This is a genomic window from Paenibacillus dendritiformis, assembly GCF_945605565.1.
Lineage (GTDB): Bacteria > Bacillota > Bacilli > Paenibacillales > Paenibacillaceae > Paenibacillus_B > Paenibacillus_B dendritiformis_A.
Map to the genome: position 1 here is coordinate 985,519 of NZ_OX216966.1, position 18,197 is coordinate 1,003,715.

Here is an 18,197-nt window from a genome sequence, read left to right on the forward strand (position 1 = left end):
CATTGGCGGCGAATCTCGTCAGGGCTGCATGGGCCCGGAGGCGCCGTTACCGGGAGCGGGGACTCTTCCTCGGATGAAGGAAGAGCCGCAGGCATTCCCTCGCTCCGATCAGGGCGACCGCCGTGAACAGGAGCGCCCACAAGGCGGCCGGAACCGGGGTCAGCCGCGCCAGATTGGCGGCATCTCCGGCCTGGCCCGGATTCTGGACGGCCAGGATGAGCAAGAATACGGGGCCCAGGACCGACTCCACCAGGGCGATGAAGGCGACCAGCAAGTAATAGCCTTGCCGCAGCCACGGCCATGGGCAGAAGCAGATCGCGGCGGTCAAGAGCAGGAAGCCGATGCACCACATGACGCCGTAGCCGTTGCGCACGAAGAAGAGCAGGCTGATGGCCGTCACGACGAGAATGGCCGTCAAGCCGGTCTGCTGCTTGCCGCGGGCATACCCGTAGAACAGCAGGACCGCGAACACCGTCGAGACGGTATAGCCGGCGAGCGCGATAAGAATGAAGCGCCACGAATGGGCTGCCGCGGAAGAGTACGTGACTCCGCTATGATCGGCGAATAAGTGAATATACAATACTTTGCCGGACACGAGCAGGGTGACTATGGCGTGACCGAACTCATGCACGAGCGTATCTACATTGCGAAAGAAAGAAGAAAACGGAATGACCCGCGTCAAGACGGCGGCCACTACCAGAAATACGACGGTTTTTCCCCAATGCTTCATCGTCGCTCCCCCATTTGGCTTCAGGTCAATCCGGGGTGCGGGAAGCGGCAGTGGTGTCTGGCTGCTTCTCCTCCATCTCACCGGATTATCTCATCCATTATATCGTGATCCGGGCGGAGATTCCCATCCTATTCTTCATTCGCTTTCCGCAGCTCTTGGCTGAGAACGGCCTATCCGCCGTTCGGAATGGCCATGCGATCAGACCCTCCGTTAGATGACCCGGCGCATCGACAGACGCACGGAACCCCAGTGTCCACCGTCCACGTCACTGATCTGGACGCCCGGGTCACTCCACGTATGAATGAATTTGCCATCGCCGATATAGATGCCGACATGTCCCGGAATCCGGTCGTTCTCGAACCGTCCGGGAACGGTGAAGAAGATCAGATCTCCCGGTTTGAGATTATCCCGGGTGACAGGGGAGCCCTGCTTGGCTTGCTCCTGGGCCGCGCGCGGGAGCTGGACTCCATAATGGGCGAACACATGCTGGGTGAAGGAGGAGCAGTCGAACTTCTTGGATTCTTCATAAGGATCGGCACCGAATTGGTACGGGACCCCCAGGAATGATTTCGCGTATTGAATCAAGGCCTGGGCATCCACCTCCGTGCCGGCTATATGGAGCCCGTGCGCCGAGATGCCGCCGGCGGGCGGCGTCTGCCCTGCATTCCGGATCGCCCCGATATCAACGGTCTGCCGTTCCGGATTCCATTGCACCGGAGCCTGGAGCAGCAGGGACAGGGATTCGACGGTGGCGAACGGATCTCCCTTGAGGCGGACGGGCGCTTGCGGCAGCGTGACTGGCTGGCCGGAAGCAAGCGCATCGGGGCGTCCCGGATACAACTCATAGATCACATCGGTATAGCCCATGCGCACGACTTGGTCGCGATCCTCCATCCGCAATCCGAGCGCATGCGCGGCTTCGCGCAGCGGAATCAGCCGGCTGCCCCTCGAATCGATATGCGATCCGTCCAGAAGCGCCGTGCTCGTCGGACTGGGCGGTTCAATCGGATTCGGCCTTGCGCAGGATACCGTGATCCATAGCAATGATGCGGCGCAGCACAGCAGCCAAAAACGAACGCCGGAGTAACCCATGGCGAATTCACCTCATTCGTTTTGATAAAATATAAGAAGTATCCGATTCGGTCTATACTTGGCTTATATTTCTCGCAGCAGCGCTTTCCTCTCTTGGAGAGAGGCGAAGACGCTTCTACTTGCAGTGTGCGCCGGGAGCGGGCTGGTTATGTATGACAGCGCGCCGAAGTCAGCGCTCCATCGCTTCTATCCAGCGGAACATTCGCTGGACGGCTTCGCGGTGCTTCTCGGGCGGGAATAAATGACCTTCCCCGGCATAAGTGTGCAGGTCCGTCTCCTTGCCGAGCGATGCCAGCCTGTCCCGCATCCGGACGGCATGAGCATAAGGAACCTGCACATCCTCCGTCCCGTGGATAAGCAGGACGGGACAGCCGATCTGCTCCGCCAGATGGATCGGGGAGCGAAGGCGGAACGCCGCTTCCTGCCGGGCGGGCGTCCCTCCAAGGACGCGCTTGAGCATGCGCCGCAGGTCGACGCGTTCCTCGTACGTCTGCGCCAGATCCGATACGCCGCTCCATAGGATGAGGCGATGGATGCCGGGGGCGCTTGCCGCCGTCCTGGCCGCGTTGATGGCTCCGCGGGAGAAGCCCATGACGGAGATGCGCCGCGCATCGACGAACGGCAGTTGAGCGAGCATCCGCCAGGCTGCGCGGACGTCCTCCGTATCTGCGCCTCCGAATTCGTCCCGGCCTTCGCCCCCTTCATTGCCGCGGTAGCACGGGGCGAAGACGATATATCCATGGCTGGAGAACTGCTCCAGCCAATGCGTCCGCACGCGGCCGAACTTGCCCATTCCGCCGCGGCAATAGAGAAGGACCGGCCAGCGTCCCGCCGACATGTCCCGGCGTTCCGGCGGCCACCCGCAGGCCGTTTCCGTCGGGCGCGGCAGCTCCGGGCACACATAGTGGCCGCGAAGCCAGAGCCCCAGCCGTTCCGGATCCAAGCGGTATCCGGGCGGCAGGCTCAAATATCCGGTGACCTTGTGGCCGCCGGACAGGTAGGTAAGATGCAGCAGCATGGGCGAATCCTCCCGTCGTTGGATATGTGTCTTGGCCGCGTTTTATTTAATGCCATTCATAGGTATTATAATCATAGGATTGACCCGGGAACCAGCAATCGTTCATTGCTGTCATTTACTATTAATCCCATTAATTATGTATAGTTCCCATGTGCAGAACAAGAACAGGAGGCGGTACTTATGAATCCGATACCCGATCATCTCGCCAGGGGGCTCGATGTGCTGTTCGTCGGCTTCAATCCAAGCCCGCGCTCGGGAGAGACGGGCCATCATTACGCCAATCCGCGCAACCGCTTCTGGACGATCCTGTACCGGGCCGGCTTGACCCCGCGGTTGTACCGGGCCGAGGAGGACGGGGAATTGCTTAAGCTGGGCTACGGCTTCACCAACATTGTCGCTCGGCCGACTCCGACGGCGGCGGACATCACGGCGGCCGAATATGCGGAGGGGCGCCAGCTGCTGCGCCGCAAAATCGAGACGTACCGTCCGCAGACCGTATGCTTCGTAGGCAAAGGCGTCTATGAAGCGTACAGCGGGCGGAGAGGAGTGGGATGGGGATTCCAGGAGGAGCAGGTCGTAGAGGGCGTGCGCGATTTCGTGGCGCCGTCATCAAGCGGTCTAGTGCGGATGAAGCTGGAGGAGATTGTTGACATCTATGCGCAGTTGGCCCGGCAGCAAGACGGGGAGTGAACCGCCGCAGGGGCTCTGGACGGAATGCCCAGAGGGCTGAATTTTCGAGCATGACGGAGGATAACTGTAAGCGGAAGCGCTCAGGCTTCAAGCAGCGCGACTCCGGTCGTGAGAGGCGTGCTGAGGCGTTTTCAGGACGTTTTCAACTACAGGCCCTTATCCGTTATACTTACAGAAGCCGTTTACGCATCGATTAGGAATGCGTAAATCCAATCAAGCAGGGAGTGACAATTTTTGAGTAACGAGCATATGTTGGAACGCAAAAATGAATTGCTGCGCCGCAATATTCAACAGTATCTTCTTCTAGAGAACCAGCACGGACTAAGCCAGCAGGAGCAGCACTTTTTGCAGCATCTCATTAAGGAAATGCATCAGAACAATTATGAGATGAACCGTCAATCGTAACCCCCTCCCGCTTATTTGCAGCCCTAGGGCGTGCCATATAGCGAAGAGTCCGGATGCCCGGGCTCTTTTTTTCATGGGAGGATAACATGTACAATGGAGAACATCGGGCTTGAACCGAGAGCAGCAACAGGCAACAACGAAAGGATAGTATGTCCATGCAAGAAAAGGAAGTGTTCTTGGCACGCAAGCAGCGAGAGGGCATCGTTCTCAATGTGGTACAGACAGAGGCGGTCCTTCATACCGACGGGCCAATGCTGCTGCTGGCCTCTCCCGGATCGGGGAAGACGACGACGATTGTCATGAAGATCGGGTACCTGATCGTGGAAAAGAAGGCGGATCCGTCCCGCATTAAAGCGATCACCTTCAGCAGGGCGTCTGCGGGAGACATGAGGGATCGGTTCGCGCGGCTCTGTCCCGAGCTGCCGGTCCGCGGGGTCGATTTCTCGACGATTCACAGTCTGGCATTCGCGGTCACGCGCGAGCATCTCCGGAATGCTCGCACCGATTTCCAGATCATTGAAGGGGATGTCGACCTGGAGAACCGGGAAGAAGCCCCCATGGGAATGCCGGCTCTTCACAAAAAGCTCATTCTCCGCGAACTGTACAAGACGATCGCAGGAGAACATATCGCCGATGATCAGATGGATGAATTAACGACCTACATCAGCTTCGTCAAAAATAAATTGCTCCCTCCGGATCAATGGGAGCTCGTCCCTTGCAGCGTACCGAAGGCGGCGCATATCGCGCGGCAGTACGAACAATTCAAGCGATCGGGAACGGACAAGCTCCTGCTTGATTACGACGATATGCTGACGGTCGCCCATGAGGCGTTCAGCCGGGACCGGAAGCTGCTGCAGCGGTACCAGTCCCGCTATGATTATATTTTGACCGATGAGAGCCAGGATACGTCGCTCGTGCAGCACGAGATTATCGGCAAGCTGGCGCAGCCGCACCGGAATCTGTGCGTCGTGGCTGACGATGATCAGAGCATTTATACGTGGCGGGCCGCAGAGCCGGATTATTTGCTTCAATTCAAGCAAGTGTACCCGGACGCGAAGCTTCTGAAAATGGAGCAGAATTACCGCTCATCGCGCAATATCGTCGAAGTGGCCAGCCGCTTCATCAAGCAGAACAAGCAGCGGTATGACAAGCAGATGTTTACGGCCAACCCGCCGCAACGGCCGATTGCCATCACAGAGGTCGCCGAATACGAGGATCAGGCGAAAAGGGTGGCGGAGAGCGTGTCCGCCATTGCCAATTTGCGCGACACGGCTGTGCTCTACCGCAACAATTCATCTTCGATTGCGCTTATGAATGAGTTCGATCGCGCCGGCATTCCGTTCTTTATCCGGGACGGGGACAGCCGGTTCTTCTCACATTGGGTGGTCGAGGATGTGCTGAACTTTATGCGGATGGCATTTACCGATCGGCGGCCTGATCTTTTGGAAAAAATTCATCTCAAGTTCAACGGCTACATCTCGAAGCAGCAAATGGCGGCCTTGAAGGACATTCACAACGGCGAATCGGTCTTCGACAATCTGCTTCGCCATGTGCCGCTGCAGGACTACCAGATCAGCCTGCTGCAGGAAAGCAAGGATACCTTCGCCCGGATGAAGGAGATGACCCCGCAAGCGGCTATCCGCGTCATCCGCACGAAGCTGGGCTATGACAAGGCCGTCGAGAAAACATGCGAGCGGCTCGGCTTCCGCAAAGAGTATATTGTCGGCATATTGAACACATTGGACAATATCGCCGACGGCCTCGCTACGCTGCCGGACTTCGCGGCGCGCTTGAAGCAGCTGGAGGCGATAATGGCTTCCTCCAAGCGGAACCGGGGCGCTAACGCGGTCACGTTCTCCACCTTTCACAGCGCGAAGGGGCTGGAGTTCGAGCATGTATTCATGATCGACCTGGTGGAAGGCATCATTCCGTCACAGGAGGACATTCGCAGCTACGACAAAGGCGAGACCGCGGAGATGGAGGAAGCGGTCCGGCTGTTCTATGTGGGCATGACGCGGGCAAAATCCAATCTTGAACTGTTGTCCTACCGGGAGCGGGGCGGCGAGAAGGCGAAGCGCTCCCGGTTCGTGTCATATGTGGAAAAGCTTCAGCCGGCGGCTGCGGCGAGCCCGGCACCGGCGCCGATCGTGTCCGTACCGCAGGCAGGAACGGTCCCTATGGTCCCGAATGCAATTCGGACATGGAGCGGGATCGGGGCCGGAACGAAGGTGAAGCATTCGTCCTTCGGCCCGGGCGAGATTGTCAGCCTGGACGAAGAGGCTGTCGAGATTCAATTCGCCGGCGAGCGGAAGCGGCTGTCCGCTTCCACTTGCCTGAGCCGCGGGCTATTGGCGTTGGTGGAAGAAGCCATCCCTTCACGTGGATAATGGGCGGGCCGGGCCAGCGAATTCTATGCATGCTGGAGGCGGCCTGCCTGCGCTTCGCGTATGCTGGAGCGCCGGACCATTCGTCGGCCCAGGCCGAGGTCGCCCCTTCCTCTACGGAAGACATGGGCTAGCTGGACATCGCGTGCGTGCGCCGCTTCCGCCTCAACCCGGCCTGCTCGGCATTCCAGCGGAAGGTCAATATCGCGATGGTCATGCAGAGCACGGTGAATCCGGCCAGGATGGCGAGCGGCTCCCATACCAGGTCGGCCGATCCGCCTGCATGAATGGCAGCGTCCATCGCGGTGGGCCATCACATAGAAGGCCGTGACCATTGTCGCGCCGAACAGCACATTCATCGTCAGCACGCCTGCGAGCAGCCGCTCGGAAGACGCCGGGTTATCGAAATAGATTCCAAGACCCGCCAACAACGCAAGCGGAAAGGCTATGGTCCAGAACAGCATATGAATATCGCGAAAAATCCCGATGAGCGTTGTACGGAAAATCGTAATCATCGCTAAAATTTCCTCCTTAATAGGGATTCGGTCAGACGGCTCAGCTTTCTGTCAGCCGCAGGTACAGCTCCTCCAGACTGTCCGCCTGATGCGCCGCGAGCAGCTCCTCTGGCGTCCCGGCAGCCTGAATGACGCCCCGGTTCATCATGATGATGCGCGACGCGAGCTTATAATCCTCTTCCATATCGTGCGAGGTGAAGATGATAGAGGTCCCGGCCTCTGCGAGGGAATGAATCAATTCCCGGATGTCGTGCCGTGCCCGGGGGTCGAGCGCCGCCGTCGGCTCATCGAGGAACAGGAGCGCCGGATGATGCACAAGCGCTATGGCGATGGCGAGCCGCTTCTGTTGGCCGCCGGACAGCCGTGCCGCATCGGTCCGTGCGGCTTCGTTAAGTCCGCAGCGCCGCAGATGCTCCATCAGGATGCGGTCGGGCAACCGGCAGCCATAAAAAGCGGCGAACATACGCAAATTTTCCAAAGCGTTAAAACCGGGAAAGAACGGAGTCGACTGCAGCTGCAGGCCGATATGGCGATAGGGATCTGCGGTCCAGTAGCTGATCTGTCCCTGATCCGGCCGCCGCAGGCCAAGCAGCAAATCAAGCGTCGTCGACTTCCCGGCTCCATTCGCTCCGATGATGGCAAGCACCTCCCCCTGCCGAATCGTCACGTCCACGCCGTTCACCACGGTACGGCGCCCGAATGCTTTGACGAGCCCCGCCGCTTCGATTAAGATGTCCGCTTGCTGCATGGTCATGAACTGATCATCTCCTTTTTTATTTATCCAATGTTTTATATACAATGTTGGATATATGGGTGAAAGGATAGCCGCTCGCTCCGGTATACGGGGAAACGGCTATGGCAAGATTGCTCCTGGCTACTGCTGCATCAGCCCGATGACTTTGCGGAGATAGGCGATATCCAGCTCCAGCAGCGCGATCGCATTGTCGAACGAAGCTTCCGCGATAGGGGGAAGTCCGTATTGACGCTTAATCTCCTTCCCGAGCTTCCACTGCTCCAGAGTTGCTTCCAGCTCCTTCACGTTTTGCTCCAGCAGCGGCTTCGCTTCTTCACGGGGGAGCTCGTCGATCCAGGTCAGACCGAGCACGAAATCAGACTTAACCGAATGGGGCGCAAGGGTCAGCGATTCCCGCACCTTCTCTTTGAAATACCGCTCACCCTGTTCCGTAATGGCATAAATTTTGCGCAGGCGGGCTCCCGTCCGTTCCTCCGCTTCCGTCCGAATCAGCTCCTCTTTCTCCATCTTGTTCAAGGCGTAATAAATGGAGCCGGACAGCACATTCGTCCACACATCGATGCGACTGGTCTGAATCGTCTGTTGAATTTCATAGCCGTGCATCGGCTGCTGGCGCAGTAAGGAGAGAATAATCAAGTCGGTCACAATGCGTGAGCTCCCTTCTAATTATGCGAGAAATAATGACTGGTACAATATTGGATAACCAACATTGGATATTTGGTTGATATCTGAATTATAGGGCGCGGAATGACTGGTGTCAATCCGCTTCTCTTCCCTTGATGACATTGTTGCAATCGCCCCATCGGACTCCAGCTCTCCTATGCACAATATACATCGCTCTATGCGCTGACATTGCTCTATACATTGAATATATATGCCCGCTCTCTTTTGTCCAATCTCCCAACCGCTCAGGGAAGTTAGCCTCACTGCATTTTTCCTGGAAGATAAAGTCCGGTAAAGCTCATCTCTCGCAGGGCGCAGATTTGGTCGCATAAGCACGGCATGTCTGTGATCAGCCCGCCGCTCCACTCTTCAGTCCTATCATCATATTTTTGTCTACACAGCCTGCTCCATTTATTTCTGATATACTGTCCCATCCATTGCCGTGAGCATAGAACGATATTTTATAACGTTAATCTTGTGTATCATTAATGAAAATCGATGCGCTTTCGACCTCATCATTTTTGGCTGAGTTGCAAGATGTGATCATTCCTAAGCTGAGTTAAGGGGGAGGCAATCAAGGCCGTTCAGCTTATGGAGAGCCTGAGCCGATGGGAGAGTACGGATTGCGGATATGTGCTGCGGCAGATAGATAGGACCTGAGCGTTGGGGAGAGTACTCATAAGGGCTCGGCAGGCTGATATCTCTGAGCCGGCGGGTAGAGCAGGGCTAGGTACTATCATAGCTGGTATGACCTGAACGAAGGGTGAGGACAAGCTTTGGCTAGATCTGTCTGAAAGCAGGCTGATGACAAGGTCTAGGTAGTTATCCTGAACGAAGGGGAGAGTGATAATCAAGAGCTGGACAAGACAATGTAATCCTGAACTGTGGGGAGAAGGCATGGGATACCTGTACATCACGGCTTTTGTTACTTCCTGCTGGATTATGCAGGTCCATAACAGCAGCTTGATTCCGGCTTCCGAATTCAGACGGAGATGAGGCCGAATCGGCCACCGCTTACAGGGTGATGTATAATGAGGAGTAGAGATGATGTTCATGGAAAGAGGGATAATGATGTCACAGGTTAAGACCTACGGATTGTTCATTAATGGCGAGTGGAGGGTGACGGAGCAGACTGCACCGCTGTTCGCCCCATATGATGGAGCGTTGCTGGCCCGCATCAGTCAGGCCGGCGAGGCGGAGCTGGAGGAGGCGGTCGCCGGGGCGCAGCGGGCGGCGGCGAAGATGAAGGCGATGCCCGCCCATGCCCGGGCCGATATCTTGCTGAAGGCGGTCGAGCAGATGACCGCGCGCAAGGAGGAGCTGGCCCGGCAGTTGGCCCAGGAAGCGGGCAAGCCGATTCGGGCTGCGCGCGCCGAGATGGAGCGGACGATTACGACGTACCGGTTCGCGGCAGAAGAGGCAAAGCGTCTCTACGGCGAGACGATCCCGATGGATGCGGCGCCGGGCGGGGAAGGCCGGTTCGGCTTCACGCTGCGCGAACCGCTCGGTGTCGTCGCCGCGATTACGCCGTTCAATTTCCCGGCGAATCTGGTGGCGCATAAGCTCGGCCCGGCCCTGGCCGCCGGCAATGCCGTCGTGCTGAAGCCGGCCTCCCAGACGCCGCTTAGCGCGCTCGCGATGGGAGATATTTTCCGCCAGGCCGGCCTGCCCGACGGGGCACTGCAGATTGTGACGGGCAGCGGCCGCGCCATCGGCGACCAATTCGTCACGGACGAGCGCGTGCGCAAGATTACGTTCACGGGCAGCGAGGAGGTCGGGGCACGCCTGAAGGCGAAGGCCGGGCTGCGCAAGACGACGCTGGAGCTCGGCTCGAATTCGGCGCTCATCGTCGAGCCCGGGGTGCCGCTGGAGCCGATTATTCCGCGCTGCGTGGAGGGGGCCTTCGGCTACGCCGGACAAGTCTGCATCTCCATCCAGCGCATCTATGTGCACGAGTCGATCTGCCAAGAGTTCACCGAGCGGTTCGTGGCGCGGACCCAGCAGCTGCAGGCCGGTAATCCGCTGGATGAGGCGACTGACATCAGCGCCATGATATCCGAGCGCGAAGCGGAGCGCATCGAGGGATGGGTGAACGCGGCCGTGGCGCAAGGGGCAGAGATTGCCTGCGGCGGCCGCCGCGAGGGAGGTTATTTCATGCCGACGGTGCTGCTCGGCGTGAAGCCGGATATGGACGTCTCATGCCGCGAGACCTTCGCGCCCGTCGTGTCCATTGTCCCTTACGCCTCGCTCGATGAGGCGATTGCGCTGGCGAATCGCTCCGACTTCGGCCTGAACGCCGGCATGTATACGGCGAATCTGGCGGATGCGATGCGAGCCGCCCAGCAGCTTGAGGCGGGTGGCGTCATTATCAACGACATCCCGACCTTCCGCACCGATCATATGCCGTATGGCGGCGTCAAGAATAGCGGCTACGGCCGGGAAGGCGTCAAATACGCGATTCAAGACATGACGGAATTAAAGTTCGTGTGCGTGAACACCTGGCCATCGGCATGACGAGAACTTCGAAGGGACGAGACGCCCGAATGCTAGAACCTGAATGGAATGGAACACAGTTCAACGGCTTGCGGTTTGTCACGGATTTGTGAATATCTTGGACCGGGACGGAAATGTATAATGAAGGTATCGACAGGAGTCAGGGGGAGCTTATTCGAATGATGAGACCAATAGTTGACGTTGCAGCCCGTATTGGCGTGCCGGCGGAGCAGCTTGAGCTCTACGGCAAGTATAAGGCGAAGCTGAGCCAGGAAGTATGGGAGGCGAATGCGCATCGGCCCGACGGCAAGCTGATTCTCGTGTCGGCGATGAATCCGACGCCGGCGGGTGAGGGGAAGACGCTGACGACGATCGGGCTGACGCAGGGGCTGAACCGCATCGGACGGAAGGCGGTGGCGGCGCTGCGCGAGCCGTCGCTCGGGCCGTGCATGGGGATGAAGGGCGGCGCGACCGGCAGCGGAAGCGCTCAGATCGTGCCGGCGGAGGATATCAATCTTCATTTTACCGGAGATATTCACGCGATTACGTCGGCGCATAATCTGTTGGCGGCCATGATCGACAATCATCTGTATCAGGGCAACGCGCTCGGCATCCAGCCGGAACGCATCGTCTGGAAGCGGGCTGTCGATATGAACGACCGCGCGCTGCGGCATATCGTCGCCGGGCTGGGCGACGGCAACGGTGCCGTACGGGAAGACGGCTTCATGATTACGACGGCTTCGGAGATTATGGCCGTGCTCTGTCTGTCCGAGGATATGGACGACATGCGGACGCGACTTGGCCGGATGGTGGTCGCCTATACCTATGAGGGCGAGCCGGTAACCGCGTCGCAGCTGCAAGCCGTCGAGGCGATGTGCGTGCTGCTGAAGGACGCCATCTATCCGAACCTGGTCCAGACAGTGGAAGGGGATCCGGTATTGGTGCATGGCGGTCCGTTCGCCAACATCGCGCACGGCTGCAGCAGCGTGCGGGCGACGCGCTATGCGCTGAAGCTCGCCGACTATGTCGTGACCGAGGCCGGCTTCGGCGCCGATCTGGGCGCGGAGAAGTTCATGGATATCAAATGCCGCCAGAGCGGGCTGGCGCCGTCGGTTGTCGTCCTGGTCGCGACCGTGCGCGCCCTGAAGTATAACGGCGGCTTGGCGAAGGATCAGTTGGAGCAGGAGTCGCCGGAAGCGCTGGCGGCCGGATTTGCCAACCTGCGCCGCCACGTGGAGAATATGCGGAGCTTCGGCGTGCCGGTGGTCGTCGCGGTGAATCGGTTCGCGAACGATACGGAGAAGGAACTGGAGGCCGTTCAGCAGATGTGCCGCGAGATCGGGGCAGAGGCGATTCTCTCCGAAGCGTGGGCGAAGGGCGGAGAAGGCGGCGCGGCACTGGCGGAAGCCGTCGTGCGGCTGGCGGACGCGCAGGAAAACGGCCGGTTCCGGCTGCTGTACGAGGATGAGCTGCCGATCGAAGAGAAGATCGAAGCGATTGTTACCCGCATTTACCGCGGGGCCGAGGTGGCTTACAGCCCGGCCGCCAAGCGCGCGCTGCGCGAGCTGAAGCGGTTCGATACGGCGAAGCTCCCGGTCTGCATGGCGAAGACGCCGTATTCGTTCAGCGATCGGCCGGGTCTGCTCGGCGCGCCGGAAGGGTTCACGCTGGAGGTGCGCGACATTCGCTGGTCCGCGGGCGCGGGCTTCCTCGTCGTGCATACCGGCCAGGTGCTGACGATGCCGGGCTTGCCGAAGCATCCGGCGGCGGAGCGGATCCGCCTCGATGAGGAGCAGGGCGTCGTCGGTCTAAGCGGATAACCCTATTGGCAGAGTCATGAGAACGGATATAAGGATAGTAAGGTAAGGACAGCAAGACGAAGGGAGGATGGCGCCATGGCGCTGGCAGAGATTACGGTCATTCCTATCGGGACGGAGTCGACGAGCTTGAGCTCGTACGTCGCCGATATGCAGCGTGCGATCGAGCAGGTCGACGGCATCGTCTACGAGCTGACGGCGATGGGGACGATTATTGAAGGACCGCTGGATCGATTGTTCGAGGCGATCCGCGCATTGCACGAGAGCCCGTTCCAGAGCGGGGCTTCCCGGGTATCGACCGTCGTCAAAATCGACGATCGCCGCGACAAGGCTGGCTCAATCGGGCAGAAGCTGGCTTCCGTGCGGGAAAAGCTGGAGCATTAAAAAAATTATCCATAACGTCTCGCTGCTGCGGAGCGGCAAGACAGCAATCGCCTCCCCGGTCTGAACGACCGAAGGGAGGCGATTTTGCGTTAAGGCACAGCTACTCCAGCTCAAGCAAAAAGACCGGATCCCCCCCGAGCTCCTTGACAGCTTCTCTCGCTTCCTTCGGGATATCGGTAATAATGCCGTCGACCCCGAGCGAATAGAAATGGGCCGCCCGTTCCGGGTCGTTAATCGTCCATACATAGAGCGGCTTGCCGATCAGCTTGGCGGAGGCGACCAGGCGGGCGGTGACGAACGCTTCCTCCACGACGAAGAAGTCGGCGTCGAACCGGTTCAGCGGCGCGAAGGTGGCGTAAATAATGTAGCCGACCTTCAGCTCGGGAGCCTTCTCCTTCACCTCTTGAAGCAGATCATACTCGAGACTGGACACGACAACCTCATTCTCGGCCTGATGCCGGCGGATCGTATCGATGAAGCTGGAGACATAGTCCGGCGTCTCATAGCCATGCGTCTTCAGCTCGAGGTTGAGGCGGATGCGGCCCTTCATCGCATCCAGCACTTCATCCAGCGAAGGAACGCGTCCGGCGTAGCCGTTCTGGAAGAGCGGAATGTCCTGCAGCTCGGCCAGAGTCAGATCATAGACGTTGACATTGTGCCGCGCGAGGCGCTTCAGATTATGGTCGTGAATGACGGCCAGCTTCCGATCCTTCGTCTGCAAAATATCGAGCTCAATGTAATCGGCCCCGGCCTCGACGGCCCCTTCGAACGCGTCCAGTGTATTCTCGACTCCTGTATTCACATTCCCGCGGTGGGCGATAATGACGAACTCATCCTTCGCCTCGCCCCAGTCGGTCAGCAGCGCCGTTACGCCCCAGCCGACTGCAATGAGCATCATCAGGCCGAACAGGGCCAGCTTCGGGCGATGCTGGGAAGCGAACAGACGTCTCTCCGCCCGAGTATGGCCCTCGGTGATATCCAGCTCCCCCGAATGCAGGGAGATGTGTTTCTTCCCGGCATAGCGGACATAGAGCCGGGTGACGACGGTGATGAACAGGGGCGTCATGACGAGCGTCATCACGTAGACCCCGAAGCTGATGACGAACCCGACCGTGACGATAGCCGTCTCGGGCAGGCTTTCCGGCAGTACCGCAATCACCGCGGCGATCAGGGCGATGAAGACGGCGACGATCAGCACGAACGCGAGCACCCATTCGCCGACGGCCCGGAGAATCGACCATTTGCTCTTCCAGAACAGGCGGGCGCTCTTCGCGAAGGCGCGCCAGAACCGGTTCGAATCCTCCAACACAAGGATGGGCAGCGCATAGATGCAGAGCAGGTTCAAAATGGCGACGATCGTGAAAAACAGGACAAATGCCGCCGTTCCGGTGCTGGTCTTCATCAGCTCTCCCGTAATGAAGTTCGGAATCGTGACGTTCGGCAGCAGCGAGGAGCCGAAGCCCGTATTTAGCAGCGGGAACAGCAGCAGCAGGTACAGCGCCAGACCGAATATCCCAATGCGCCACAGCCCGGGAAGGCGGGACAATGCTTTGAGCACGACGGCGCGCAGCCGGACCGTTTGGCCTTGCATCCCATAATAAGCGATATAAATAAGAACGGCCAATTCGGTATAAATCAGCATCATTGCCACCGGAGCGAGCAGGACGAGACTAAGCAATCCGTACCGGCTCAGGGCGAAGCGCAGCAGATCGTGATTGGCGGCGGCCCCGAAGCCGCCGATCTCCAATATTTTGTTGAAAACGATCGACACGAACGGGATGAATAACCCGATTGTCATTAGCTTGTAGAACAGCTCGAAAAGAAGAAAGGGCCGATAGGCGTATTTCCAGACCTGCAGCACCCCGCGAATCATTTGGAACGGACGCCGCGTCCGTAGGTTCAAGGTGTTCATGATGTACACGTTTCCTTTAGATCAGAATGTATCAATATTCGACGCTGCCTGAGGCGCGTCATCCTTCATGCTGTATAACCTATTATAGGAAAATAGCGCCCGTGAGCCAAATGGACCGGAGAAACGGAGAAGCGGAGCCATGAAACGGGGCGGGAGCTCTGTTCGCAGGAGCATAACCCGACTGCAGCAAAAAAGCTACCCTGCGGCAGTTGGATGCTGCAAGATAGCTTTTGATTGCTGGTTCGATGTATTACACCCAGCCGCGAGCTCGCATAGCTTCAGTAACGCGTTGAAGCGAGATCATGTATGCGGCCGTACGCAGGTCCGTATTGTATTCATTGGCCATGTCGCGCACCGCTTCGTACGACTTGACCATATTCGTCTGCAGCTTGTCGAGGACTTCCTCTTCGCTCCAGTAGTAGTTCATCAAGTTCTGTACCCATTCGAAGTAGGATACGGTTACGCCGCCGGCATTTGCCAAAATATCAGGAATGACGATGCAGCCTTTTTGATTCAGGATGGCGTCCGCCTCCGGTGTCGTCGGGCCATTCGCTGCTTCCGCCACGATGCGGGCTTTGATACGAGGGGCATTTTCCTTCGTGATGACATTTTCCAATGCTGCCGGAATGAGGATGTCGACGTCCAGTTCAAGCAGTTTCTCATTCGAAACGTGGAAATCTTGACCATAGTCCAGAATCGTCGCTTCGTCCTTCAACTGCTCGACGCGGTCGAGATCGAGTCCGTTCGGATCGTAGATTCCTCCGCGGGAGTCGCTTACGGCTACGATAGTCGCGCCGAGGTCGGTCAGCAGGCGAGCCGCAATGCGACCGGCGTTGCCGAAGCCTTGAATGGCTACCGTCGCCTTCTCCATCGGCCGGCCGATGTCCTGAAGCGCCGATTGAATCGTATATACACAGCCCTGGGCCGTCGCTGCATTCCGTCCTTGGGAGCCTCCGATAATAATCGGTTTGCCTGTAATGACGCCCGGCGTATAATGTCCGCGCAGCTTGCTGTAGGTATCCATCATCCAGCCCATAATCTGCGGCGTGGTGTATACGTCTGGAGCCGGAATGTCCCGTTCAGGTCCTACAATATCCGAGATGGCTTCCATGAAAGCGCGGCTGACCCGTTCAATTTCCCCTTTGCTCATTTGGCGAGGATCGCAAATGACGCCGCCCTTGCCCCCGCCGTAAGGCAGGCCAACGACGCCGCATTTGAACGTCATCCACATCGATAATGCTTTGACTTCGTCCAGCGTCACGTCCGGATGGAATCGGATGCCGCCTTTTGTTGGTCCGATAGCATCATTGTGCTGGGAACGATATCCGTCAAAAATCCGTACCGTACCGTCGTCCATCCGTACAGGGAAGCTTACCGATAATACCCGTTTCGGTTTTTTCAATAGTTCAGTAACATGCTCGGGTAACTGTAATTTTGCCGCAGCCGCATCGATTTGCTTTTGTACGATTTCGTACGGGTTTAGCACTTCTGCTTGTTCACGTTGTAACATTTCCAAGGCTCATCACCCATCCTTTCAAGCGTTATAGGAACACTTTTCAAACATTATACTGAGAATGTGCGGATTTTGAAATAGCAAACGTTGTGAAATTCATAAAATAGTTAAAGATTATATGACGCTTAGTGTAAATTTTCATTACATTAATTTATTCTTTTATGGCTATAAAACCTTTTTATAGAAAATATTTGTCAATTATACGCACTTTTTTCGTCTTCGAGATGTGGACACTTGAGCGATGGCAGAAGTAAGGAAGGGAAAGCTGACGTGGCCCAATCCTAATGACAGCACGCGTTCTCGTATTTTGAGCTTTGTCTTTGTCAGGAGGACGTTCGTGTTTTATGGAAAATGAACGAGGGACCTCTCTTCACCCGGCGAACCGGCATAACGGAATGCGGAGTGCTGTTCTTCTATCCTAAAATGTGCCCTATTATAATGGAAATGATTTTTTTTATTGTGGTGATTATTTTTTGTTATTCCGTGTCCGAATTATTCATTCTTTCCTTCTATAGGTGTTTAATTCGCATTATCACCCCTTTGTGTAAGCCTGTCACATGAATGCACCTCAAGAACTCCATTGCTTTACTCTGACGCAGTAATTAGGCTTGAAAATATAGTATGCAGAATGCGCCGGATTCGATGCCATCCAAGCTGTTGAGAGGAAGCAGGAAGGATACGGCCTATATACATATCGAGGAAATGTCCCGAACGAATGAGCACAGCAGAATGGCGCTCGTCCTCGCCCTCTTCCGTATGGAAGGCCGCTCCCGCTTGCCGTTCGGAGGCACCGATTTTTCCCGAATTCGTACATTTCGTGGATCCTTTTGTATGGACAGACGGGGAGGTAGGATATATGATGATTGCCAAGGACGGAACGGGCGGGTTCCATCATGGGCATCATCGGTGGAACATGGTCATTCCAATCGATGGAGGGATTCGATGAGTAGCTCAGTACCGAAGCGAACGATTCAAGATGGAGATGTGGTTCTGTTTCAAGGCGACAGCATCACGGATGCGGGCCGTCAGCGGGAATTGTCCTCCCATCTGGGCACAGGCTATGCCTTCATGGCGGCAGGTCTGTTCCAGAGCATGTACCCGCAGCTCGATGTCTCTTTCCTGAACCGGGGAATCAGCGGGGATCGGGTTCGCGATCTGCAGGCGCGCTGGGAGGAAGACTGCCTGAAGCTGAAGCCGACATGGGTCAGCATTTACATCGGCATTAACGATTGCTGGAGGCGCTATACCCGTCAGGAGGAGACGACGGCCGAGCAATTCGAGTCCGGATACCGCGATATTATTGAACGAACCTTGAAGGAGTTGGAAGCGCAGCTCGTGCTCGTCGAGCCGTTCGTGCTGCCGGTGCCGGCCGATCGAACGCAATGGCGGGAGGATCTGGATCCGAAAATTCATATCGTGCGAGGGCTTGCTCGGGAATACGGCGCTTACTATGTGCCGCTGGACGGTCTGTTCGCGCAGGCGGCCGCCCGCCGCGAATCGCCATTCTGGGCTCCGGACGGCGTTCATCCGACGCCCGCTGGCCACGCGCTGATCGCGAAGGCTTGGCTGGAAGCGGTAGGCGCTCCGGCAAAATAAGACATAAATAAGAGTCTGTAAGCGCCATCCTGTGTCGTCCTTTGCGTGACACAGGATTTTTTTATGCAAGGCCCACCGATGGCTCCCCATAGCTCCGCCTTGACGATGCCGGTCCCACGGGCGTACCTGCTCAGTGATCCGCTGCAGCGGAGCTCCCAAGGAGCGAAGAACAGATCGATTGGGCTGTGGCAAATCACGGGTACGCTTGAATTCAGCCCTCTGATGTTGTTA

At 57.5% G+C, this 18,197-nt stretch carries 16 protein-coding genes; 8 read left to right on the forward strand and 8 right to left on the reverse strand.

The genetic code is table 11. The annotated features are described in order from the left end of the window. Positions 1-46 precede the first annotated feature (46 nt). From NNL35_RS04395 to NNL35_RS04405, 3 genes are all read right to left on the reverse strand, one after another. The gene (locus tag NNL35_RS04395) at positions 47-730 is read right to left on the reverse strand and encodes a M50 family metallopeptidase (RefSeq protein WP_006679965.1); all 684 of its coding nucleotides are present in this window, start codon (positions 728-730) and stop codon (positions 47-49) included. 210 nt (positions 731-940) lie between these two features. Then, positions 941-1,822, reverse strand: a complete 882-nt coding sequence (locus NNL35_RS04400) for a C40 family peptidase (RefSeq protein ID WP_006679964.1) — start codon at positions 1,820-1,822, stop codon at positions 941-943. Positions 1,823-1,991: 169 nt separating this feature from the next. After that, positions 1,992-2,840 (reverse strand): alpha/beta hydrolase family protein, encoded by an 849-nt coding sequence (locus NNL35_RS04405; protein WP_006679963.1) that lies wholly within the window; start codon positions 2,838-2,840, stop codon positions 1,992-1,994. Between the two features lie 180 nt (positions 2,841-3,020). Between NNL35_RS04405 and NNL35_RS04410 the strand changes: the two genes are divergently transcribed. The 3 genes from NNL35_RS04410 to NNL35_RS04420 all read left to right on the forward strand — a co-directional run bounded on the left by NNL35_RS04410 (position 3,021) and on the right by NNL35_RS04420 (position 6,322). Beyond that, on the forward strand, positions 3,021-3,530 hold the full coding sequence (locus NNL35_RS04410; protein WP_006679962.1) for a mismatch-specific DNA-glycosylase: 510 nt from the start codon (positions 3,021-3,023) through the stop codon (positions 3,528-3,530). Between the two features lie 249 nt (positions 3,531-3,779). Further along, complete coding sequence (locus tag NNL35_RS04415; RefSeq protein WP_254552986.1) at positions 3,780-3,935, forward strand: hypothetical protein; 156 nt, start codon at positions 3,780-3,782, stop codon at positions 3,933-3,935. 155 nt (positions 3,936-4,090) lie between these two features. Beyond that, positions 4,091-6,322 (forward strand): ATP-dependent helicase, encoded by a 2,232-nt coding sequence (locus NNL35_RS04420; RefSeq protein ID WP_006679960.1) that lies wholly within the window; start codon positions 4,091-4,093, stop codon positions 6,320-6,322. Between the two features lie 23 nt (positions 6,323-6,345). On the opposite strand, the gene NNL35_RS04425 is transcribed toward NNL35_RS04420, so the two are convergent. The 3 genes from NNL35_RS04425 to NNL35_RS04435 form a co-directional block, all read right to left on the reverse strand. Next, complete coding sequence (locus tag NNL35_RS04425; protein ID WP_006679959.1) at positions 6,346-6,834, reverse strand: hypothetical protein; 489 nt, start codon at positions 6,832-6,834, stop codon at positions 6,346-6,348. A 40-nt stretch (positions 6,835-6,874) separates the two neighbouring features. Continuing rightward, positions 6,875-7,588 carry an ABC transporter ATP-binding protein gene (locus tag NNL35_RS04430; RefSeq protein ID WP_006679958.1) on the reverse strand — a complete coding sequence of 238 codons (714 nt, stop codon included), beginning with the start codon at positions 7,586-7,588 and terminating at the stop codon, positions 6,875-6,877. A 120-nt stretch (positions 7,589-7,708) separates the two neighbouring features. Then, complete coding sequence (locus NNL35_RS04435) at positions 7,709-8,233, reverse strand: PadR family transcriptional regulator (RefSeq protein WP_006679957.1); 525 nt, start codon at positions 8,231-8,233, stop codon at positions 7,709-7,711. Positions 8,234-9,322: 1,089 nt separating this feature from the next. Between NNL35_RS04435 and NNL35_RS04440 the strand changes: the two genes are divergently transcribed. The 3 genes from NNL35_RS04440 to NNL35_RS04450 all read left to right on the forward strand — a co-directional run bounded on the left by NNL35_RS04440 (position 9,323) and on the right by NNL35_RS04450 (position 12,945). Then, entirely contained in the window at positions 9,323-10,765 is a 1,443-nt protein-coding gene (locus NNL35_RS04440; RefSeq protein ID WP_040734502.1) for an aldehyde dehydrogenase family protein, read from the forward strand. Between the two features lie 161 nt (positions 10,766-10,926). Continuing rightward, entirely contained in the window at positions 10,927-12,564 is a 1,638-nt protein-coding gene (locus tag NNL35_RS04445; protein WP_193372702.1) for a formate--tetrahydrofolate ligase, read from the forward strand. 75 nt (positions 12,565-12,639) lie between these two features. Further along, on the forward strand, positions 12,640-12,945 hold the full coding sequence (locus NNL35_RS04450; protein WP_006679954.1) for an MTH1187 family thiamine-binding protein: 306 nt from the start codon (positions 12,640-12,642) through the stop codon (positions 12,943-12,945). A gap of 100 nt (positions 12,946-13,045) precedes the next feature. Here the strand turns inward: NNL35_RS04450 and NNL35_RS04455 are convergent, their stop codons facing one another. Both NNL35_RS04455 and NNL35_RS04460 read right to left on the reverse strand, forming a co-directional pair. After that, the gene (locus tag NNL35_RS04455) at positions 13,046-14,857 is read right to left on the reverse strand and encodes a glycerophosphodiester phosphodiesterase (RefSeq protein ID WP_006679953.1); all 1,812 of its coding nucleotides are present in this window, start codon (positions 14,855-14,857) and stop codon (positions 13,046-13,048) included. 250 nt (positions 14,858-15,107) lie between these two features. Beyond that, on the reverse strand, positions 15,108-16,367 hold the full coding sequence (locus tag NNL35_RS04460; RefSeq protein ID WP_040734498.1) for a Glu/Leu/Phe/Val family dehydrogenase: 1,260 nt from the start codon (positions 16,365-16,367) through the stop codon (positions 15,108-15,110). Between the two features lie 718 nt (positions 16,368-17,085). Between NNL35_RS04460 and NNL35_RS04465 the strand changes: the two genes are divergently transcribed. Together NNL35_RS04465 and NNL35_RS04470 are read left to right on the forward strand one after the other, a co-directional pair. After that, positions 17,086-17,316 (forward strand): hypothetical protein, encoded by a 231-nt coding sequence (locus tag NNL35_RS04465; protein WP_006679950.1) that lies wholly within the window; start codon positions 17,086-17,088, stop codon positions 17,314-17,316. Further along, complete coding sequence (locus NNL35_RS04470) at positions 17,313-17,966, forward strand: SGNH/GDSL hydrolase family protein (protein ID WP_006679949.1); 654 nt, start codon at positions 17,313-17,315, stop codon at positions 17,964-17,966. Before NNL35_RS04465 ends, NNL35_RS04470 begins: the two co-directional genes overlap by 4 nt. Positions 17,967-18,197: the final 231 nt, after the last annotated feature.

Bases quoted from the DNA above. Each gene is read 5' to 3' on its own strand.
- NNL35_RS04430 (WP_006679958.1), bottom strand. From the start codon at position 7,588: ATGACCATGCAGCAAGCGGACATCTTAATCGAAGCGGCGGGGCTCGTC.
- NNL35_RS04460 (WP_040734498.1), bottom strand. From the start codon at position 16,367: ATGTTACAACGTGAACAAGCAGAAGTGCTAAACCCGTACGAAATCGTA.
- NNL35_RS04450 (WP_006679954.1), top strand. From the start codon at position 12,640: ATGGCGCTGGCAGAGATTACGGTCATTCCTATCGGGACGGAGTCGACG.
- NNL35_RS04440 (WP_040734502.1), top strand. From the start codon at position 9,323: ATGTCACAGGTTAAGACCTACGGATTGTTCATTAATGGCGAGTGGAGG.
- NNL35_RS04415 (WP_254552986.1), top strand. From the start codon at position 3,780: ATGTTGGAACGCAAAAATGAATTGCTGCGCCGCAATATTCAACAGTAT.
- NNL35_RS04465 (WP_006679950.1), top strand. From the start codon at position 17,086: ATGAGCACAGCAGAATGGCGCTCGTCCTCGCCCTCTTCCGTATGGAAG.
- NNL35_RS04425 (WP_006679959.1), bottom strand. From the start codon at position 6,834: ATGATTACGATTTTCCGTACAACGCTCATCGGGATTTTTCGCGATATT.
- NNL35_RS04410 (WP_006679962.1), top strand. From the start codon at position 3,021: ATGAATCCGATACCCGATCATCTCGCCAGGGGGCTCGATGTGCTGTTC.
- NNL35_RS04405 (WP_006679963.1), bottom strand. From the start codon at position 2,840: ATGCTGCTGCATCTTACCTACCTGTCCGGCGGCCACAAGGTCACCGGA.
- NNL35_RS04455 (WP_006679953.1), bottom strand. From the start codon at position 14,857: ATGAACACCTTGAACCTACGGACGCGGCGTCCGTTCCAAATGATTCGC.
- NNL35_RS04470 (WP_006679949.1), top strand. From the start codon at position 17,313: ATGAGTAGCTCAGTACCGAAGCGAACGATTCAAGATGGAGATGTGGTT.
- NNL35_RS04395 (WP_006679965.1), bottom strand. From the start codon at position 730: ATGAAGCATTGGGGAAAAACCGTCGTATTTCTGGTAGTGGCCGCCGTC.
- NNL35_RS04445 (WP_193372702.1), top strand. From the start codon at position 10,927: ATGAGACCAATAGTTGACGTTGCAGCCCGTATTGGCGTGCCGGCGGAG.
- NNL35_RS04420 (WP_006679960.1), top strand. From the start codon at position 4,091: ATGCAAGAAAAGGAAGTGTTCTTGGCACGCAAGCAGCGAGAGGGCATC.
- NNL35_RS04400 (WP_006679964.1), bottom strand. From the start codon at position 1,822: ATGGGTTACTCCGGCGTTCGTTTTTGGCTGCTGTGCTGCGCCGCATCA.